This window comes from Luteolibacter rhizosphaerae (assembly GCF_025950095.1).
Classification (GTDB): Bacteria; Verrucomicrobiota; Verrucomicrobiia; order Verrucomicrobiales; family Akkermansiaceae; genus Haloferula; species Haloferula rhizosphaerae.
The window spans coordinates 350,163-365,576 of sequence record NZ_JAPDDR010000002.1 but is presented as its reverse complement, the minus strand read 5'-3'; the positions used below and the strand labels follow the sequence as shown (position 1 = coordinate 365,576).

Below are 15,414 nucleotides of genomic sequence, written 5' to 3'. Positions count from 1 at the left end.
GGCACTTCCTGCTACCTCACGGCAGCCGATGCACATCCTTGTAGTAAAGGTAGCTCGCCGGCTCCTCCCCCATCGCCACGAACCACTGCGGGCAATACGGCCCCATCCAGATCGCATCCCCCGCACGCACCGGATAGTACTTCTCGTCCAGGCGATACACCCCCTGCCCGGAAAGCATCAGCAGCCCGTGCTCCATCACGTGCGTCTCCACGAAGGGCAGCGTCGCCCCCGGCTGATAGGTAAAGACGTTCATCGCCATGTCATAGCGCACATCCAGCGGCAGCAGCGTCTGCAGCCTCGCCTTTTCGTTCCCTAGGAAAGGCTCCGCCGGCACGTCCGAGACATGCCCGTTCACCGCTGGCGGCGCTTCCAGATTTTCCACCGGCTCGTACACCTTGCGGAAGAGCGTCACCCGTGTCCCCTCGCTGCCGTGCAGCGCCAGCACGTTCTCGCTCGGCACGAAGGCGAAGCCCCCATCCGCCAGCGTCACATCGCCGTCATCCCACACCACGCGGCAATCCCCCTCCTCCACATACAGCGCATGCTCGTGCTCGTCCGCCGGGAAGAGCGCCATGCCCCCGCCCTCGCCGAAGGCCACCAGCATCTGGCTGACCTCCGCACCCATCGCGGGCGATAGGATCACATACGCGATCGCCCCCTCCCATCCCGGGAAGGCGCTCGGCACATGGCCGTCCGGAGTGATCAGGGCGTGGCGGAGCTCCACTCGCGTGCGGGTCTGTCCAAAGAGGGGCGTCATAAATCGGGCGTCAGGAAGCGGCCGTGCGTGGCGGGCGATACGGGATTCCCCCGCAGCCAGGTGGCCTCCACCCGCCATGCGCAGCGCATCCCCACATAGGGCGATATCGGGTGCCGCGCCAGCAAGTCCTTTGTCTCGATCACGAACTCATCCGCCCGCAGCAGGCAGAAGTCCGCATCCATCCCCTCCGCGATCCGCCCCTTCAGCCCGTCCAGCCGGAACCGCCGCGCCGGATTCCCCGCGAACACCGCCGCCAGCATCTCCCAGCCCACCCCATTCGTCATTCGGGCTTCGTCATTCGTCACTCCCCCCCCCACCGCCTTCTCCACCACCAGCGGGAACCCATGCTGGCTCCCCGCGATCCCCCCCCACATCGAGAACACATCATCCCCCTCCTTCAGCTCCGGCGGCGAGGGCGAATGGTCCGAGCCGATCGTATCGATCATCCCCGCCCGCAGCATCCGCCACAGCCCCTCCACCGTCCCCGGCGAGCGCAACGGCGGCGCACACTTCGCCGCCGCCCCGATCCGCTCCGCCGCCCAGGTATCCAGCAGCAAGTAGTGCGGACACGTCTCCGCCGTCACATCGATCCCCTCCCGCTTCCCCGCCGCGATCAGCTCGATCCCTTCCGGCGCGCTCACATGCACCACATGCAGCGCACAGCCCGTATCCTTCGCACAGGACAGCGCCATCTCGATCGCCGCGATCTCCGCCGCCACCGGACGCGAGCCCAGCCAATCCGCCATCGTCCCCGGCCGCGGCGGCGGGAACTCCCGCTGGTGCGCCGCGATCACCGCCGGGCTCTCCGCATGCACCGCCACCGGCAGGTTGAATTCCGCCGCCACGTGCATCCCCTTCCGCAGGCAGGCCTCGTTCGCCGCCGAAAACTCATCGATCCCGCTCGCGCACAGGAAGGCCTTGAACCCCGCCACCCCGGACCGCGCCAGATCCGCCATCTTCGGCACGGATTCCGGCGTCAGCCCGCCCCACAGCGCGAAGTCCAGCCGGCTGTTCGCCTCCCCCGCCCGACGCTTCGCCATCAGGCTCGCCACATCCAGCACCGGCGGATGCGAGTTCAGCGGCATGTCGATGAAACAAGTCCCGCCCCCCGCCGCCAGCGAGGCCGACCCCGTCGCAAACCCCTCCCACTCCGTCCGCCCCGGCTCGTTGAAATGCACGTGCACATCCACCAGCCCCGGGAACATCACCCGCCCCGTCGCATCGATCTCCACCACCGCCTCCCCCCGCAAGCTCGCACCCAGCTCCGCGAAACTCCCCCCCGCGATTCCCACATCCATCACCCTCACCCCCTCCGGAGTCACCACCGAAGCATTGCGCAGAATCGTGTCGAACCGGCTCATGGACTATCAATGCAAGGGCTTCCTCACCCCCATGGGAAGCAGAAGAGCACACCCCGCACCGATTTTGGCAACGCGTCAGCCCCCCGGGAGCGCGGAGCCTCCGGCCCGCAGAAGCCACCCACAAATCAAGCAGCTCTCACACTCGCTCCAAACCCCACCACCCCGATCCTTCACCCCTCCTCGCCCTCAAAAAACTCGGCACCCTTCGCGCCTTCGCGGTCCCACCACCTCCCAAACCCAACGCGTCAGCGCCCGGGAGCGCGGCGCCTCCGGCCCGCAGAAGCCACCCACAAATCAAGCAGCTCTCACACTCGCTCCAAACCCCACCACCCCGATCCTTCACCCCTCCTCGCCCTCAAAAAACTCAGCACCCTTCGCGCCTTCGCGGTCCCACCACCTCCCAAACCCAACGCGTCAGCGCCCGGGAGCGCGGCGCCTCCGGCCCGCAGAAGCCACCCACAAATCAAGCAGCTCTCACGCTCGCTCCAAACCCCACCACCTCGATCCTTCACCCCTCCTACCCCTCAAAGAACTTGGCGCCCTTCGCGCCTTGGCGGTCCCACCACCTCTCAAACCCAATCTCCCCTCTGCGTTCCTCCGCGACCTCTGCGCCTCCGCGGTAGAAATATCCACCATCCACCATCCACCATCCACCATCCACCATCTACCATCTACCACTCCTCAAAAACCCCACCAACACCCTCAACCCCACAGCCACATCCTCCGGCGCCGCATACTCCTCCGGATGATGACTCAGCCCCCCGCGACACCGCACAAACACCATCCCTACCGGCATCGCCGTCGCCATCATCACCCCGTCGTGACCCGCCCCGCTCGGTAATTCCCGCCGACTCCCCGTCACCGCCTCCACCGCATCCAGCAGCGCCTCCCGCAGATCCGCATCGCAGGGCACCGCCCCGTTCTCCTGCACCATCTCCCAGCCCAGCTCCAGACCCCGGCTCTCCGCGATCCCTGCCAGGATTCCTAGCAGCTCCCCCAGCAGCGCCTCCCGCACCGCATCCACCGGATGCCGGAAATCCAGCGTGAACCGCACCTCCCCCGGAATCGCATTCGAGGCCCCCGGCCGGATGTCCATCTTCCCCACCGTCGCCACCAGCGGCGGCTGCCTCCGCCCCATCGCCTCCACCGCCAGCACGCATTCGCAGGCCCCCGCCAGCGCATCCCGGCGGATCTCCATCGGCGTCGTCCCCGCATGATCCGCCTGCCCCCGTAGCGAAAGCATCAGCCGGCTCTGCCCGCAGATCCCGCTCACCCCGCACACCGCCTCCCCCAACTCCTCCAGCACCCTACCCTGCTCGATGTGCACCTCCACATACCCCCGGCACTCCCCCGGCGCATAATGAAACTCCTCCACCCTCATCATCCCCGCCTCCCCCTGCTCTCCTGCCTTTTCACTGATCACTGCTAACTGATCACTCGGCACTCCGCCTTCCCCCTCTTCCCTGAAAACTGAACACTGAACACTAGCAAACTCCTCCGCACTCCGCACTCCGCACTCCAGCACTTCCCCCACCGAAATCCCATACGCATCCCGCATCTCCAGCACCTCCCGCGTCAGCTCCCCCACACAAGCCCGGCTCCCCAGATACGTCGCATGGAATCTCACCCCCTCCTCATCGGAGAACCCCAGCACATGCACCGGGAACCCCAGCGGACCCGTCACCTCCAGCGCCGCAATCGCCATCAAAACCCCCAGCGCCCCATCATACTTCCCCGCATCGATCACCGTATCCAAATGCGACCCCATCAAAAGCGGCCTCCCATCCAAGGAGGGGGTGCGTCCCTCGCCCCTATCCTCCACTCCAGATTCAGAGTTCAGCGTTCCAAGTTCAGAGTTCGAAGTTCCTCCCGCCTCTCCTGCCTTTCCACTGATCACTGCTGACTGTTCACTCGGCACTCCTCCCTCCTCGCCTTCCCTGCAAACTGAACACTGAACACTAGCAAACTCCTCCCCTCGCGCAGCGAGAATCCCCCTCACCGTCCCCCCAGCATCATAGGAGACAGTCATCCCCGCCTCCTCCATCCACCGCCCCACCACCCGCGACGCAGCCAGATTCGCCGGCGAATGGAAGGTTCGCGTCAAAGCCCCCGGCGTATCCGTCACCTCGCCCAGCGCCTCGATCCGCCCCAACAACCGCCCCAAAGCCTCCTCGAACGAAATCATCACCCCCTACCCTAACACCCCAATCCCTCCCGCCAAACCAAACCCAACCAAACCGCCATCCACGGGAAAACACACCCCACCAAAAACCCGCGGCTCCGCCCCCCCGGGAACGCGGATCTTCAGTCCGCTTGGACGGTCGAGCGAAGCACCGCTCACTCCCCATCACACCCTCGCCGTAGCGAAAGGACTCTCGTCCTTCCGGCTTCTCGCCTCCGCCCCAAACAACGCCCGCCCCAACCCTCCCTCCATTCAAGAATCCAGAATCCAGAATCCAGAGCTCAGAGCTAAAACTTCCTCTCTCTCCGCGCCCCTCCGCGACCTCTGCGCCTCCGCGGTAGACCCTCCCCTGAAAACTGAAAACTGCCCACTAGCAAACTTCTCCCACTGATCACTGCTCACTGATCACTCGGCACTCCCGCGCAGCGGAATTCTTCCTCTCCCCCTCCCCCCGGCGCAGCCGCACTCCGATTTGTGATAGAAGATTAGTGATTAGTGATCTCCCCCTCTAGCTCCCCCGATACGTCGAATACGCATACGGCGAAACCACCAGCGGCACGTGGTAGCTCTTCCCCTCCTCCACCCGGAACCGCACCGGCACCACATCCAGGAACGGCGACTTCGCCCCCAGCCCCGCGAAGTACGCCGCCACATGGAACTGCAGCTCATAGATCCCCGGCACCAGCGCCTCCCCCTCCAGCAGCGGCCCGTCGCAACGCCCGTCCACATTCGTCACCATCGAAGCCAGCACCACCCCCTCCTTCAAAAGCTGAATCCCCATCCCGTAAGCGGGACGACCGTGGGTGGTGTCGAGCACGTGGGTGGTTAGCTTACTCACTGATCCGAAAGTGGCGGAAGCCTCCAACCGGATCAAGCCTTACAACTGAGTCGTGGCTCATTTACAAAACGGTGAGAATGAAACCTCAGAAAGATAATATTGCCATCTAAGAGATCCCGCCTTTTTATCTCTGCGATCCGACACCCTCCCAAGGAATGAGTAATCGCCGTCATCTTTTCATAAGTCATCATCACGCCGACGACGCGTCAGTAGATGCACTCGTTAAATTAGTGTCTAAAAAGGGTTACGATGTAAGAAACAGCTCTATACGTGCAAAACCCGCCAACCAAGACCGACTAGCGCGAGGATTGGTTGATCCAGCAGTCATCAAACGACTGCTGAGAATGAAGATTTCGTGGGCGTCTACGGTTGTAGTTTTGATCGGAAAGGAAACTCATAAACGATCATGGGTAAACTGGGAGATCACCACAGCCCACGAGCAGGGTAAGCGAATTGTTGGGGTCTTTGAACGAGGGGGCACGCAGGCAGATGTTCCCCCAGCCTTTGAAGACTGTGCCGCCGCCTTGGTGAATTGGAATTCAGATTCGATACTAAACGCGATCGACGGCTCCGAGAACGTATTTGAGTCCCCAGAAGGCGGTCTTCGACCGCCGGTCAACGAGGGTGGCCACAGCGAATGTTGATACGATGCCAAGGGTATTTGTTTATGTCGTTGATCGAGATTTTGGATTTGCTCCAAACCCATTTCACGGAATTTGCACTTTAGCTACCTGCAAACCTATCCTTCGAGGCTCTGCCGCGATAGGAGACTGGGTCTTAGGAATGGGAGGGAAAAAACTTAATGCTACTGGCAGATGTATCTTTGGCATGAAGGTCACCACAAAGATTACTTTTAATGAATATTGGACAAATCCTGATTTCCTTTCAAAAAAGCCGGTCAGAAATGGATCGAAAACGATGTTACTAGGCGACAACATCTATCATCAAGACCTCCAGGGCGAATGGATTCAGGCAGACTCTCATCATAGTAATCTTGACGGGAGCCAGAATTCTCACAACACTAGGAACGATACCCAGAAAGACGCCGTCCTCATATCTACCCATTTCTTCTATTTCGGTTCTAATGCTGTCAAGATAGCGAAACCGAATTACAGGCATCTCGCAACAAGACTAAGGCGCCACACGTTTGAGCCAACATGAAAAAATGAAGCGCAATTGTTGATTGCCGCAGAGCTCTAGAGCTAAGCTCACTGAATCAATATCCTGTCTCCGCCTGCAGGCCTCGGCGGTTAAAATTGCCGCGTAATTAAACCATCCAGGCGAAACCCTCAAGCCTGACAACTTATTCAACAGATCTAGAGGCAAATTGCCGGGATCGATTATATCCTCCACCAAACTTGCAAGCCGCCCAACATACTTCTGCGTATCCGCGTAATTATCGTTGAATCTATCCGACTTAGACGGCATCGAGATTTTGCCAACATTCGTCGTCAAATCTAGATCACGACGATAGACATGAAGGCTGTCACTAACATGATTATAAGACCCAAGCCTTAAACCTAGCCAGCCAGCAAGGACCTCCTGAAGCATGGTGAATTGGATAACATTGTGGGGAAAGCCCAAATACACGTCATTACTTCGCATAATTTGAAGCCATTCCAAAGCCCCGTCTCGTATCTTTAACACAGACGACAAATTACAGGGGACGTCAGGCGAGGCGGGAGAGCCATCGTTGAGCGGCAAATCGGACTGCGGATCCCAAATTTGCAGAACAACCTGCCGAGACTGCGGATTGTTTGCCAAACTCTCAAAAGCAACAGCTAGTTGATCGACTGAGAAATGCTTCCTGAGCCTGTAGCCATAGGCACCGTGGTAAGACTCACCCTCTCCCGCAAACCGCGGGAGCGTAGAATTGAAATAGTTGAGAAAAGCAGAATCATTTCGACCTGCTAAAATCCAAACGATTTCTGCTATAGCAAAGGCCGGATTTATTGTGGGTTGACGTGAAACCACCCACCTTTCTCGCGGATCACTTACCGATATCGCGGTGTGAAGCAACTCTTTGAATTCGCCACCGCGCCCGCCCAACAACGGCTGACATCCCCGACTCAGCTCCGCAACAATCCTTAGCCAAACGTCGTCTGCCGTGGGACCATCGAATAAATTAAACATCTCACAATTGATTCTTGATTCTCTGATTTATGTTCCATTTCGGGGGATACCACGGGATGGGAGGTGGCCCCGTCATGCTAAAAGTTTGTTTGATCCGGGTTCTTCCAGCAATACCTAGCACCTCAGGATGCGCGACCCGAGAATATTTGCTTATTTCACAAAACAAGTTCTGACAGTCGATGAGTTGTAATTCTCTTCCCCCCAGGCTTTCAAAGTCGATTGATAATCTCCTAAACTCCTCATGCTGGAGCTCCACCATGATCTTGATGATTTCTTCAGTTGGGAGCCTGGACGAATTCTCAAAGCATTTGCTAATCCCATCGATCGCACCGGGGCCGGCACACACAAATTCTTTCTCAGAAAATCTCAGATGAGGGCTGTAATTGAGGTCAGTAACAAATTGATAAGCCAGAAAGTCCCCGATCGAAGGATAGGACTTAAGAAGATGGAAAGCCTCGACCATCTTTTCACAATCTTGTATCTTTCTTGGCAAGGAATCCTCCATCATCCTCTTCAGGAGATGGAGATGCATATCGTGCTTCTTCTTGAATTCTCCATTCCTACCACCTGAAGGCATGATGTATGCCGCAGAGTAGATTCGTTTACCTTCATTCATTGCGGAGTCGAGAACTTTCCCGTATCCTTGCGGAGTAAACGTTCTCAAGCTCACTTCGCCAAAGGCTTTGACTAACAACTCCCACGTTTCGACTTTATTGAATATCTTGAAGAGAATAGTACGCAGAAACACTTCATCTAGCGTTTGATCGCCGCTATAAATGACATTCCTAATAAGGAACTGACTCACCCTGTCGCTCGCCCTGTAAGCATTAGTAAATTTATAGGCTGCAAGAATTCTATCTTTAGTCCAAGGCGGGGCTTCACCCCTCAAACGTGCGAAAAAGATAGCTTGGCGGGCGCAAGCGAACTTCCAATACTTCTTGAGGACTCACCAGATGGTCCTTATTGTTTTCAAGTTCTGCAGCATACCACCGCCTATATCGAGAGTGCCATTTGGTAAGATGCGGCCTTAACCCTTGGTTGAGAAGATTAATCAACACCTGAACAAGTTCTCTTGTATCTTCCGACGAAGTTAGGTGATGCGCGGGAATCTGCTTAATTAGGTCTCGGACCGTTGAAAACACCTGATACCACGACTTATAAACATCTTCAATAACATCGTGGTCCTCGTCAAACGGCAATGCGATTTTTCGAGTCACGAGCTCGGCATACGCTGCGAATGCTATTTTTTGAGTATCCCTATTAATTTTTATGACCGCTTCCGGCAGCCCGCCAAATTTGATCGTGACAGAATCGATCTCCTGTTTGAGCGCAGATGATCGGCTCCGTGCCACAACCCAGAATATAAATCCCACGATCGCGAGTAAAATCAGTGCCCAATCAAGCCTCATTACTACTTGCCCGTTCTCTATACTCAATGAAACGAGAGAGGGATCCCTAACCTCGGTAACTTCCCCGATATCTTCTTGACTGGTTTGAGGGTCTGCCATCGAAACTTTATTATAGATTGTCTTTTGGTTAGAGGATCGCTATAAACTGATTGAAGTCAATCTTAATACCAAAGTTTCCTCTGAGTCCATATGAAATCATCGGGGCTTCAGGATTATTTTTTAAGATAAAAGAGTCCTTCCGCCATCTCTAGTCCCGACCTTCACTGTTAGATTGGAAGCTGAATTTTCCCATTTGCGGCCGGCAAGCCCTTCCCTCGTGCATCCCTTCCCCAGACCTGCCTATACTCCCTTCACCCCTCGCCGTCCCTTCCTCGAACTTTTCCAAAACCACAGACATTTCCTGACCTTTCTCCCAGCTATTGCCCCCCGATCGCCGAACCTTGAACCCTGAATCGCAACACCGAACAGATGCGGGCCATTGACCCACAAGAGCCCCCTACCCAGCATCCCCCGGTGAGCAGCGAACTGATCCTTGGCATCGACCTCGGCACCACCAATTCCGCCGTGGGCGCGGTGGAATTCGGCTTCCCGATCCTGCTCGCAGATGCCGAGGGCAAGCGCATCACCCCCAGCGCCGTCTGGTTCGGCAGCAGCCCCGGCCCCGCCGCAGAAGGAGAAAGCACCGGCAACATCGAAGTCGGCCGCAAGGCCCTGCGCCGCCGTTCCGCCGATCCCGGCCGCGTGATCACCAGCGTGAAGCGCCTGATGGGCCGCCGCCATGGCGAGGAGACCGAGTTCTGCGTCCCCATGGAGCGCGCCGCCGATGGCAGCGGCGGAGTCCGCGTGCTGGGCCGCAGCCCGGAGGAAGTCAGCGCGGAGATCCTGAAGGAGCTGAAGCGCATCGCCGAGATGCGCCTGGAGCGCCCGGCCACCAAGGCCGTGATCACCGTGCCTGCCTACTTCAATGACGCCCAGCGCGCCGCCACCAAGCGCGCCGGGGAACTCGCCGGGCTGGAAGTCGTCCGCATCCTCAGCGAGCCCACCGCCGCCGCCCTCGCCTACGGCCTCGACAAGCTGGCGGAGAAGTCCCGCGTGGCCGTCTACGACCTCGGCGGCGGCACCTTCGATCTTTCCATCTTGGAGATGCAGGACGGCGTCTTCCAAGTCCTCGCCACCCGCGGCGATACCCGCCTCGGCGGCGATGACATCGACCTGGCCCTCGCCCGCCACGTGGCCGCCACCGCCGGCATCGATTTCGAGGCCCTCCCCGCCGCCGCCCGCATCCGCCTGATCGAGGAAGCGGAGCGCGTGAAGTGCGCCCTCTCCGAGCGCGAGAGCGAGAGCTTCCGCGCCCCCTTCTACGATGGCTCTAGTAGCCTGGAAACCCTCGTGGACCGCGCCGCGCTGGAGCAGATCCTCCGCCCCCTCATCGCCCGCAGCCTCACCTGCTGCCGCCAGGCCCTGGCGGATGCCAATGCCAGCACGGAGGACCTGGATGCCGTGGTCCTCGTCGGCGGCAGCACCCGCATCCCCGCCGTCCGCCAGGCCGTCGCCACCCTCTTCGGCCGCGAGCCGGACCTCTCCCAGCACCCGGACGAAGCCGTCGCCCTCGGCGCCACCATCCAGGCCGGCGTCCTCGGCGGCTCCCTGCGCAAGATGGTGCTGCTCGATGTCACCCCGCTCAGCCTCGGCATCGAGACCTTCGGCGGCCTCATGAACGTCCTCATCCCGCGCAATACCACCATCCCCTGCAAGGCCGGCGAGATGTTCACCAATGCCGCCGCCGGCCAGGCCTCCATGCGCGTCCGCGTCCTGCAGGGCGAGCGCGAGATGGCCCGCGACAACTGGGAGCTCGGCAACTTCGAAGTTCCCTTCGACCCCGCCCCCAAGGGCCAGGCCCGCGTCGGTGTCCAGTTCCGCATCGATGAGAACGGCATCCTCGAAGTCCTCGCCCGCGACGTGAAGACCGGCCAGGACACCATCGTGGAGATCCGCAACTCCGCCGTGGACGTCGATGACGCCGCCGTAGAGCAGATGGTCGGCGAGTCCGTCGACCACGCCTTCGAGGACATGGCGGAGCGCATCTTCACCGAGGCCCGCATGAAGGCCGAGGAACTCCTCCCCGCCGTCGACCAAGCCCTCCTCGCCGCCGCCGACCTCGTCACCCCCGCCCAGCGCCAAGAGATCGAGTCCGCCGCCACCGCCGTCCGCACCGCCCTGGCCGATGGCCAGCCCAACCCCCTCAAAGCCGCCGTCCAGCGCCTCGATCAAGCCACCGAAACCCTCGCCGCCGCCCTAGTCGAACGCGCCATGGAAGAAGCCATGCTCAAACGCCTCTAAGTAGTCCGCTCACTCCGTGAGCGGACGAAGCAGTTCTCAATGCCCGCCACCAAGGGTACCTAGTCCCGGCCTTCAGACGGACGACCCCCCTAGTATCCACCCCCCACCCCCGCCTTTCCACTGCTCACTGCTCACTCGGCACCTGCCTTTCCTTCCAACTCAACACCGATCACTCGCCCCCTCCCCCCAACCGCGCGGCAGCGCGCACCCCGATTTGTGATTAGAAGATTAGTGATTAGTGATTTCTCTCCCCCCACCCCCCCACTTCTAGCTTGCCCGCCCCCTTCCTTCCACAGACAGTCCCCCCGTCCGCAGGCAAAAGCACGAGTAGCTCAGCGGTAGAGCGTCCCGCTTACACCGGGATGGTCGGCGGTTCGATCCCGTCCTCGTGTACCACCTCGCACGCCACGCCCATCCCAAGGCCAGCCCGGCACCCCGAGGTCCCCGCCCATCCCAACGCAAAGAGGACGGGTGAGAACCCTACGCGCAGCGCCTTAAGCGGTTCAACGCCCCAAGAGCTCCGCGCCCAAACCTCGCCCTCGGAAACTTGGCGAACTTCGCGTCTTGGCGTTTCCATTTCCCGCCTTTCCCTCTCTGCGTTCCTCCGCGACCTCCGTGTCTCCGCGGTAGCCGACTCCCGCTGATCACTGCTCACGGATCACCCGGCACTTCACCTCTCTCCCAGCGCAAGCTTGCGGCGTACCCCAAGCAGTGCTTCCCTCCCCGCCCCGACATGCATTTGCGTTTCACCGAAGACGAACTCGATACCCTCGTGGAGATGGTCAGCCTGGCCGCCGAAGTCGCCTCATGGAACGAGCGCCCCGGCTCCGAGGAAGGCGTCGCCGCCTACGAGGCGCTCGAGGAGAAGGTCCTGGAGAAGGCCAAGCACGCCGGCCAAGGCACCCACATCGCCTTCGACGAGGAGAAGCAGAAGCACCACCTGACCCCCGACTATCAGGACGGCTCCTTCTACCAGCAGTGCTACGACGAGTTCCGCAACGAGGTCTTCTGGGAAGAGCTCGTCATCCGCCTTGCCGACCGCGACCTCGCCCGTGCCATCGGCATGCCTGCGTGGACCAAACTCACCGAGGAAGAACGCCGCGCCCAAACCCAGGACATCGAGAAGCGCTACTGGGAGGAGTTCTCCAAGAACGGCATCGAACGCGTCGCCGTCATCTTCCCCCCGAGCGAGGGCTAAAATCCGTTTCGCGGCCGGCAAGCCACGCGCTTCTTGCCTTTATCTCCCGTTTATGAGAGATAGGGGGATCATGAAAGCCGGATTCATCGAACTGCTGGTCGATAGCATCGGTTGGGTGCTGCTGAAGGCGCTCGTATTCGCCATGGCGATACTTTCCGGCGCCGGCATCGGCGTGCTTTCCCTGATGGCCGGCACCGCCTTGGCCGAGGGCAGCTTCGGCTACGCGGGTGGCGGCGAAGTCGGGGTCCAAGGCGGGCTGATGTATGTCCTCGCCGTCCTGCCGATCATCGCTTTCGTCTTCTGGACCGGCATGTGGTTCATCCGCTCCGAGAACGTGGAGGCGAAGCATTGGAACATCCTCGCCACCCTGCAGGCCTTCATGATCACCGGCATCTTCATCATGGCGATCCCCGGTGGGATTCTCCCGAAGATCGTCGCCGCTGCCATCACCATCGCCTTCACGACCGCCATCCGCCGCGCGGTCCGGCGCTACGGAAAGTTTGAGGCAAATCGCGGCCGGAACCATCTGGAAGAGCTGCTCGCCGCCAATGTCGAGCGCCGCGCCGGTCTGGAGAAGAAGTTCGGCACCGTCAGCAGCAGCGCGGAGGATTTGGGGATTCCCATCTGAGCGGAGCCCCCATGAAGCTCGATTTCGCGGATAACTTCGCCGGAGCCGTCGCCGGAACCTTCGGCAACATCCTCGTCTTCCTCGGCGCGATCTGGATGGCGGTCACTACCGGGGCCACGGCCTTGGTCGCAGCGGATTGGGCGGGCGACGGTCTGCTCGACGAAACCGGGGCCGACAACCTCTTCGCGACCCCGCAGGTCCTGATCCTCGGTTGGATCCTCCCGAGTGTCCTGTTCCTCACGGCGGTTTACCTCCGCTTCAGCCGCATCGATGGCAGCGGCGCGATCCGCTGGGGCATCCTCGTCGGCCTCATCTCCTGCGCGATCGTCTGGAGCGCGGCGGACGAGATCGACAGCGGCTGGGTACCAATCGCCGTTGCGTGGACCTCTTTGGCCATCCTTCTCGCCATGATCGGCACCGGCCTCTGGTTCCTCCGCCACTGGCAGATAAGCCGCTGGGCCGGTGAGATGGCCATGTTGCACTCCGAGAACGCCGCCCGCCGCAGCGAGCTGGACCAAGAGGCCATGCCGCTTCAAGACGAAGGGCCGTCCCGATAACGGAACGGCCCTTGCGGGGAAGGCTATTGGGGAAGATGCCGGGTTTGGCGGGTTTTTCCCTTACTTAGCCGCGGTTGCTGCGATCCTCATAGGCGATGCCCTTGGCCGCGCGCTTGCGGGCGTTGGCATCGAGGAGGCGCTTGCGGAGACGGATGTTCTGCGGGGTCGCTTCGACCAGCTCGTCCGCGTCGATGTATTCGATCGCGCGCTCCAGCGAGAAGCGGATCGCCGGGGTGAGCTTGGAAGTCTTGTCCTTGCCGGAGGAGCGCATGTTATCGAGGTGCTTCTCCTTCACCGGGTTCACCGGCAGGTCGCCCACGCGCGGGTTCTCGCCCACCAGCATGCCTTCATAGACCGCATCGCCGGGGGCGACGAAGAGGATACCGCGCTCCTCGAGCATCTGCAGCGAGTACGGCGTGGCGGCACCGGAATCCATCGAGACCAGCGTACCGGTCGTGCGGTTCTGGATCTCGCCGGCGTGCGGGGCATACTCCTTGAAGAGGTGGCTCATGATACCGTGACCGGAGGTCAGGTTGACCAGTTCGGTCTCGAAGCCGATCAGGCCGCGGGTCGGGATGGAGGCTTGGATGAACACGCGGCCGCTGGCCTCGGTGTCCATGTGCTCCATCATGCCCTTGCGGTTCATGAGGATCTTCAGGATGCCTTGGGTATAGTCGCCCGGAGCTTCCACGTAGAGCGTTTCGAAGGGCTCGAGCACCTTACCTGCCTCGTCGCGACGGAAGATCACGACCGGGCGGGAAACAAGCACCTCGAAGCCTTCGCGGCGCATCTGCTCGACCAGCACCGCGATCTGCATCGCACCACGGGCAGAGACGTTGAAGACGCCCGAGGTATCGGTGTCCTCGACGGTGATGGAAATGTTCGTCTTCAGCTCGCGCATCAGGCGATCGCGGATGGCGCGGGAGGTCACGTGCTTGCCTTCCTTACCGGCGAGCGGACCGTCGTTGATGGAGAACTGCATCGACACCGTCGGCGGGTCGATCGCGACGAAGGGAAGCGGCTCTTGCTCGGAGCTACCGGCGAGAGTTTCGCCGATGTTCACGTTCTCGATACCAGCGGCGACGCCCACGATGCCGCCGGCGCTGCAGCCTTCGGAGTCCGTGGTGGCCAAGCCGGAGTAGGAGAAGGTCTTCATCACCTTCGACTGGGTCTTGGTGCCGTCCTCGCGAAGCAACCAGACGGTGTCGCCCTTCTTCACGCTGCCACCGAGGACCTTGCCGACGGCGACACGGCCGACGTAGTCGTCCCACTCGATGTTCGAGACGAGCATGAGGAAAGGTGCTTCCGGATCGGCCTTCGGGGCAGGGATGTGCTCGATGATCTTCTTGAGCAGCGGCACGCAGTCCTTCCGCTCGTCATCGGGATGATCCATGAAGTAGCCGTCGCGGGCCGAGCCGTAGCAGAAAGGAGCGTTGAACTGCTCCTCGTCGGCATCCAGGTCGAGCAGGAGCTCAAGAACCTGATCGTGCACCTTCATCGGCGTGGCCAGCGGGCGGTCGATCTTGTTGACCACCACGATTGGCTTGAGGCCTTCCTGCATCGCCTTGCGCAGCACGAAGCGGGTCTGGGCCTGCGGACCGCCGGAGGCGTCCACGACGAGCAGCACGCCATCCACCATCTTCATCACGCGCTCCACCTCCGCGCCGAAGTCGGCGTGGCCCGGGGTGTCCACGATATTGATCGTGTAGCCTTCCCAGTGAATGGAAGTGTTCTTGGCCTTGATGGTGATGCCCTTTTCCTTTTCGAGGTCCATGGAATCCATGGCGCGCTCTTGTTGGGCTTGATTGTCACGGTAGGTCCCGCCTGCTTGCAGGAGCTGGTCCACGAGCGTGGTTTTCCCGTGGTCAACGTGGGCGATAATGGCGAGATTGCGGACTTTCAGTGACATGGCGGCGTGAACCCCGGGGCAAGGGCGGCGGGGCCTATGGCCCCTTTTTCCCGGATTGGCAAGGGGGAAGCACGTGACGTTCCCGCCGCGGAGACGGAGACA

At 60.7% G+C, this 15,414-nt stretch carries 14 protein-coding genes and 1 tRNA gene; 7 read left to right on the top strand and 8 right to left on the bottom strand.

Annotated features, from left to right (window positions below):
* Positions 1 to 16 precede the first annotated feature (16 nt).
* The 4 genes from allE to uraH form a co-directional block, all read right to left on the bottom strand.
* Entirely contained in the window at positions 17 to 757 is a 741-nt protein-coding gene (allE, locus tag OJ996_RS04580; protein WP_264511665.1) for a (S)-ureidoglycine aminohydrolase, read from the bottom strand.
* The gene (gene allB / locus OJ996_RS04575; protein WP_264511663.1) at positions 754 to 2,118 is read right to left on the bottom strand and encodes an allantoinase AllB; all 1,365 of its coding nucleotides are present in this window, start codon (positions 2,116 to 2,118) and stop codon (positions 754 to 756) included. The genes allE and allB overlap by 4 nt, the downstream gene beginning before the upstream one ends.
* Positions 2,119 to 2,782: 664 nt before the next feature.
* Complete coding sequence (locus OJ996_RS04570) at positions 2,783 to 3,886, bottom strand: hydantoinase/carbamoylase family amidase (protein WP_264511661.1); 1,104 nt, start codon at positions 3,884 to 3,886, stop codon at positions 2,783 to 2,785.
* Positions 3,887 to 4,808: 922 nt separating this feature from the next.
* Entirely contained in the window at positions 4,809 to 5,138 is a 330-nt protein-coding gene (gene uraH / locus OJ996_RS04565) for a hydroxyisourate hydrolase (protein ID WP_264511659.1), read from the bottom strand.
* Between the two features lie 155 nt (positions 5,139 to 5,293).
* Here uraH and OJ996_RS26370 point away from each other — a divergent pair, with 155 nt between their 5' ends.
* Both OJ996_RS26370 and OJ996_RS26365 read left to right on the top strand, forming a co-directional pair.
* On the top strand, positions 5,294 to 5,782 hold the full coding sequence (locus tag OJ996_RS26370) for a TIR domain-containing protein (protein ID WP_345783760.1): 489 nt from the start codon (positions 5,294 to 5,296) through the stop codon (positions 5,780 to 5,782).
* 4 nt (positions 5,783 to 5,786) lie between these two features.
* A complete protein-coding gene (locus OJ996_RS26365) occupies positions 5,787 to 6,299 on the top strand; it encodes an Nmad2 family putative nucleotide modification protein (RefSeq protein ID WP_345783759.1) in 513 nt (170 codons plus the stop codon).
* On the opposite strand, the gene OJ996_RS04560 is transcribed toward OJ996_RS26365, so the two are convergent.
* Genes OJ996_RS04560 through OJ996_RS04550 form a run of 3 tightly spaced genes read right to left on the bottom strand, consistent with a single transcriptional unit; the run spans position 6,270 to position 8,779 of the window.
* A complete protein-coding gene (locus OJ996_RS04560; RefSeq protein ID WP_264511657.1) occupies positions 6,270 to 7,271 on the bottom strand; it encodes a thymidylate synthase in 1,002 nt (333 codons plus the stop codon). The genes OJ996_RS26365 and OJ996_RS04560 overlap by 30 nt on opposite strands.
* A gap of 1 nt (position 7,272) precedes the next feature.
* The gene (locus OJ996_RS04555) at positions 7,273 to 8,160 is read right to left on the bottom strand and encodes a nucleotide kinase domain-containing protein (RefSeq protein ID WP_264511655.1); all 888 of its coding nucleotides are present in this window, start codon (positions 8,158 to 8,160) and stop codon (positions 7,273 to 7,275) included.
* On the bottom strand, positions 8,150 to 8,779 hold the full coding sequence (locus OJ996_RS04550) for a hypothetical protein (RefSeq protein WP_264511653.1): 630 nt from the start codon (positions 8,777 to 8,779) through the stop codon (positions 8,150 to 8,152). The genes OJ996_RS04555 and OJ996_RS04550 overlap by 11 nt, the downstream gene beginning before the upstream one ends.
* A gap of 414 nt (positions 8,780 to 9,193) precedes the next feature.
* Between OJ996_RS04550 and OJ996_RS04545 the strand changes: the two genes are divergently transcribed.
* The 5 genes from OJ996_RS04545 (at position 9,194) to OJ996_RS04525 (ending at position 13,403) form a co-directional block, all read left to right on the top strand.
* Positions 9,194 to 11,020: an Hsp70 family protein gene (locus tag OJ996_RS04545; protein ID WP_264511651.1), complete on the top strand. Its 1,827-nt coding sequence runs from the start codon at positions 9,194 to 9,196 to the stop codon at positions 11,018 to 11,020.
* A 321-nt stretch (positions 11,021 to 11,341) separates the two neighbouring features.
* Positions 11,342 to 11,416, top strand: a tRNA-Val gene (locus OJ996_RS04540).
* Between the two features lie 337 nt (positions 11,417 to 11,753).
* On the top strand, positions 11,754 to 12,218 hold the full coding sequence (locus OJ996_RS04535; protein WP_264511649.1) for a hypothetical protein: 465 nt from the start codon (positions 11,754 to 11,756) through the stop codon (positions 12,216 to 12,218).
* Between the two features lie 70 nt (positions 12,219 to 12,288).
* Positions 12,289 to 12,846 carry a hypothetical protein gene (locus OJ996_RS04530; RefSeq protein WP_264511647.1) on the top strand — a complete coding sequence of 186 codons (558 nt, stop codon included), beginning with the start codon at positions 12,289 to 12,291 and terminating at the stop codon, positions 12,844 to 12,846.
* Between the two features lie 11 nt (positions 12,847 to 12,857).
* The gene (locus tag OJ996_RS04525; RefSeq protein ID WP_264511645.1) at positions 12,858 to 13,403 is read left to right on the top strand and encodes a hypothetical protein; all 546 of its coding nucleotides are present in this window, start codon (positions 12,858 to 12,860) and stop codon (positions 13,401 to 13,403) included.
* Between the two features lie 64 nt (positions 13,404 to 13,467).
* Here the strand turns inward: OJ996_RS04525 and typA are convergent, their stop codons facing one another.
* On the bottom strand, positions 13,468 to 15,312 hold the full coding sequence (gene typA, locus OJ996_RS04520) for a translational GTPase TypA (protein ID WP_264511643.1): 1,845 nt from the start codon (positions 15,310 to 15,312) through the stop codon (positions 13,468 to 13,470).
* Positions 15,313 to 15,414: the final 102 nt, after the last annotated feature.

What these genes read in the sequence shown, in the direction of transcription:
- allE (WP_264511665.1), bottom strand. Translation starts at nt 757, where the DNA reads ATGACGCCCCTCTTTGGACAGACCCGCACGCGAGTGGAGCTCCGCCAC.
- allB (WP_264511663.1), bottom strand. Translation starts at nt 2,118, where the DNA reads ATGAGCCGGTTCGACACGATTCTGCGCAATGCTTCGGTGGTGACTCCG.
- OJ996_RS04570 (WP_264511661.1), bottom strand. Translation starts at nt 3,886, where the DNA reads ATGGGGTCGCATTTGGATACGGTGATCGATGCGGGGAAGTATGATGGG.
- OJ996_RS26370 (WP_345783760.1), top strand. Translation starts at nt 5,294, where the DNA reads ATGAGTAATCGCCGTCATCTTTTCATAAGTCATCATCACGCCGACGAC.
- OJ996_RS26365 (WP_345783759.1), top strand. Translation starts at nt 5,787, where the DNA reads ATGCCAAGGGTATTTGTTTATGTCGTTGATCGAGATTTTGGATTTGCT.
- OJ996_RS04560 (WP_264511657.1), bottom strand. Translation starts at nt 7,271, where the DNA reads ATGTTTAATTTATTCGATGGTCCCACGGCAGACGACGTTTGGCTAAGG.
- OJ996_RS04550 (WP_264511653.1), bottom strand. Translation starts at nt 8,779, where the DNA reads ATGGCAGACCCTCAAACCAGTCAAGAAGATATCGGGGAAGTTACCGAG.
- OJ996_RS04535 (WP_264511649.1), top strand. Translation starts at nt 11,754, where the DNA reads ATGCATTTGCGTTTCACCGAAGACGAACTCGATACCCTCGTGGAGATG.
- OJ996_RS04530 (WP_264511647.1), top strand. Translation starts at nt 12,289, where the DNA reads ATGAAAGCCGGATTCATCGAACTGCTGGTCGATAGCATCGGTTGGGTG.
- OJ996_RS04525 (WP_264511645.1), top strand. Translation starts at nt 12,858, where the DNA reads ATGAAGCTCGATTTCGCGGATAACTTCGCCGGAGCCGTCGCCGGAACC.
- typA (WP_264511643.1), bottom strand. Translation starts at nt 15,312, where the DNA reads ATGTCACTGAAAGTCCGCAATCTCGCCATTATCGCCCACGTTGACCAC.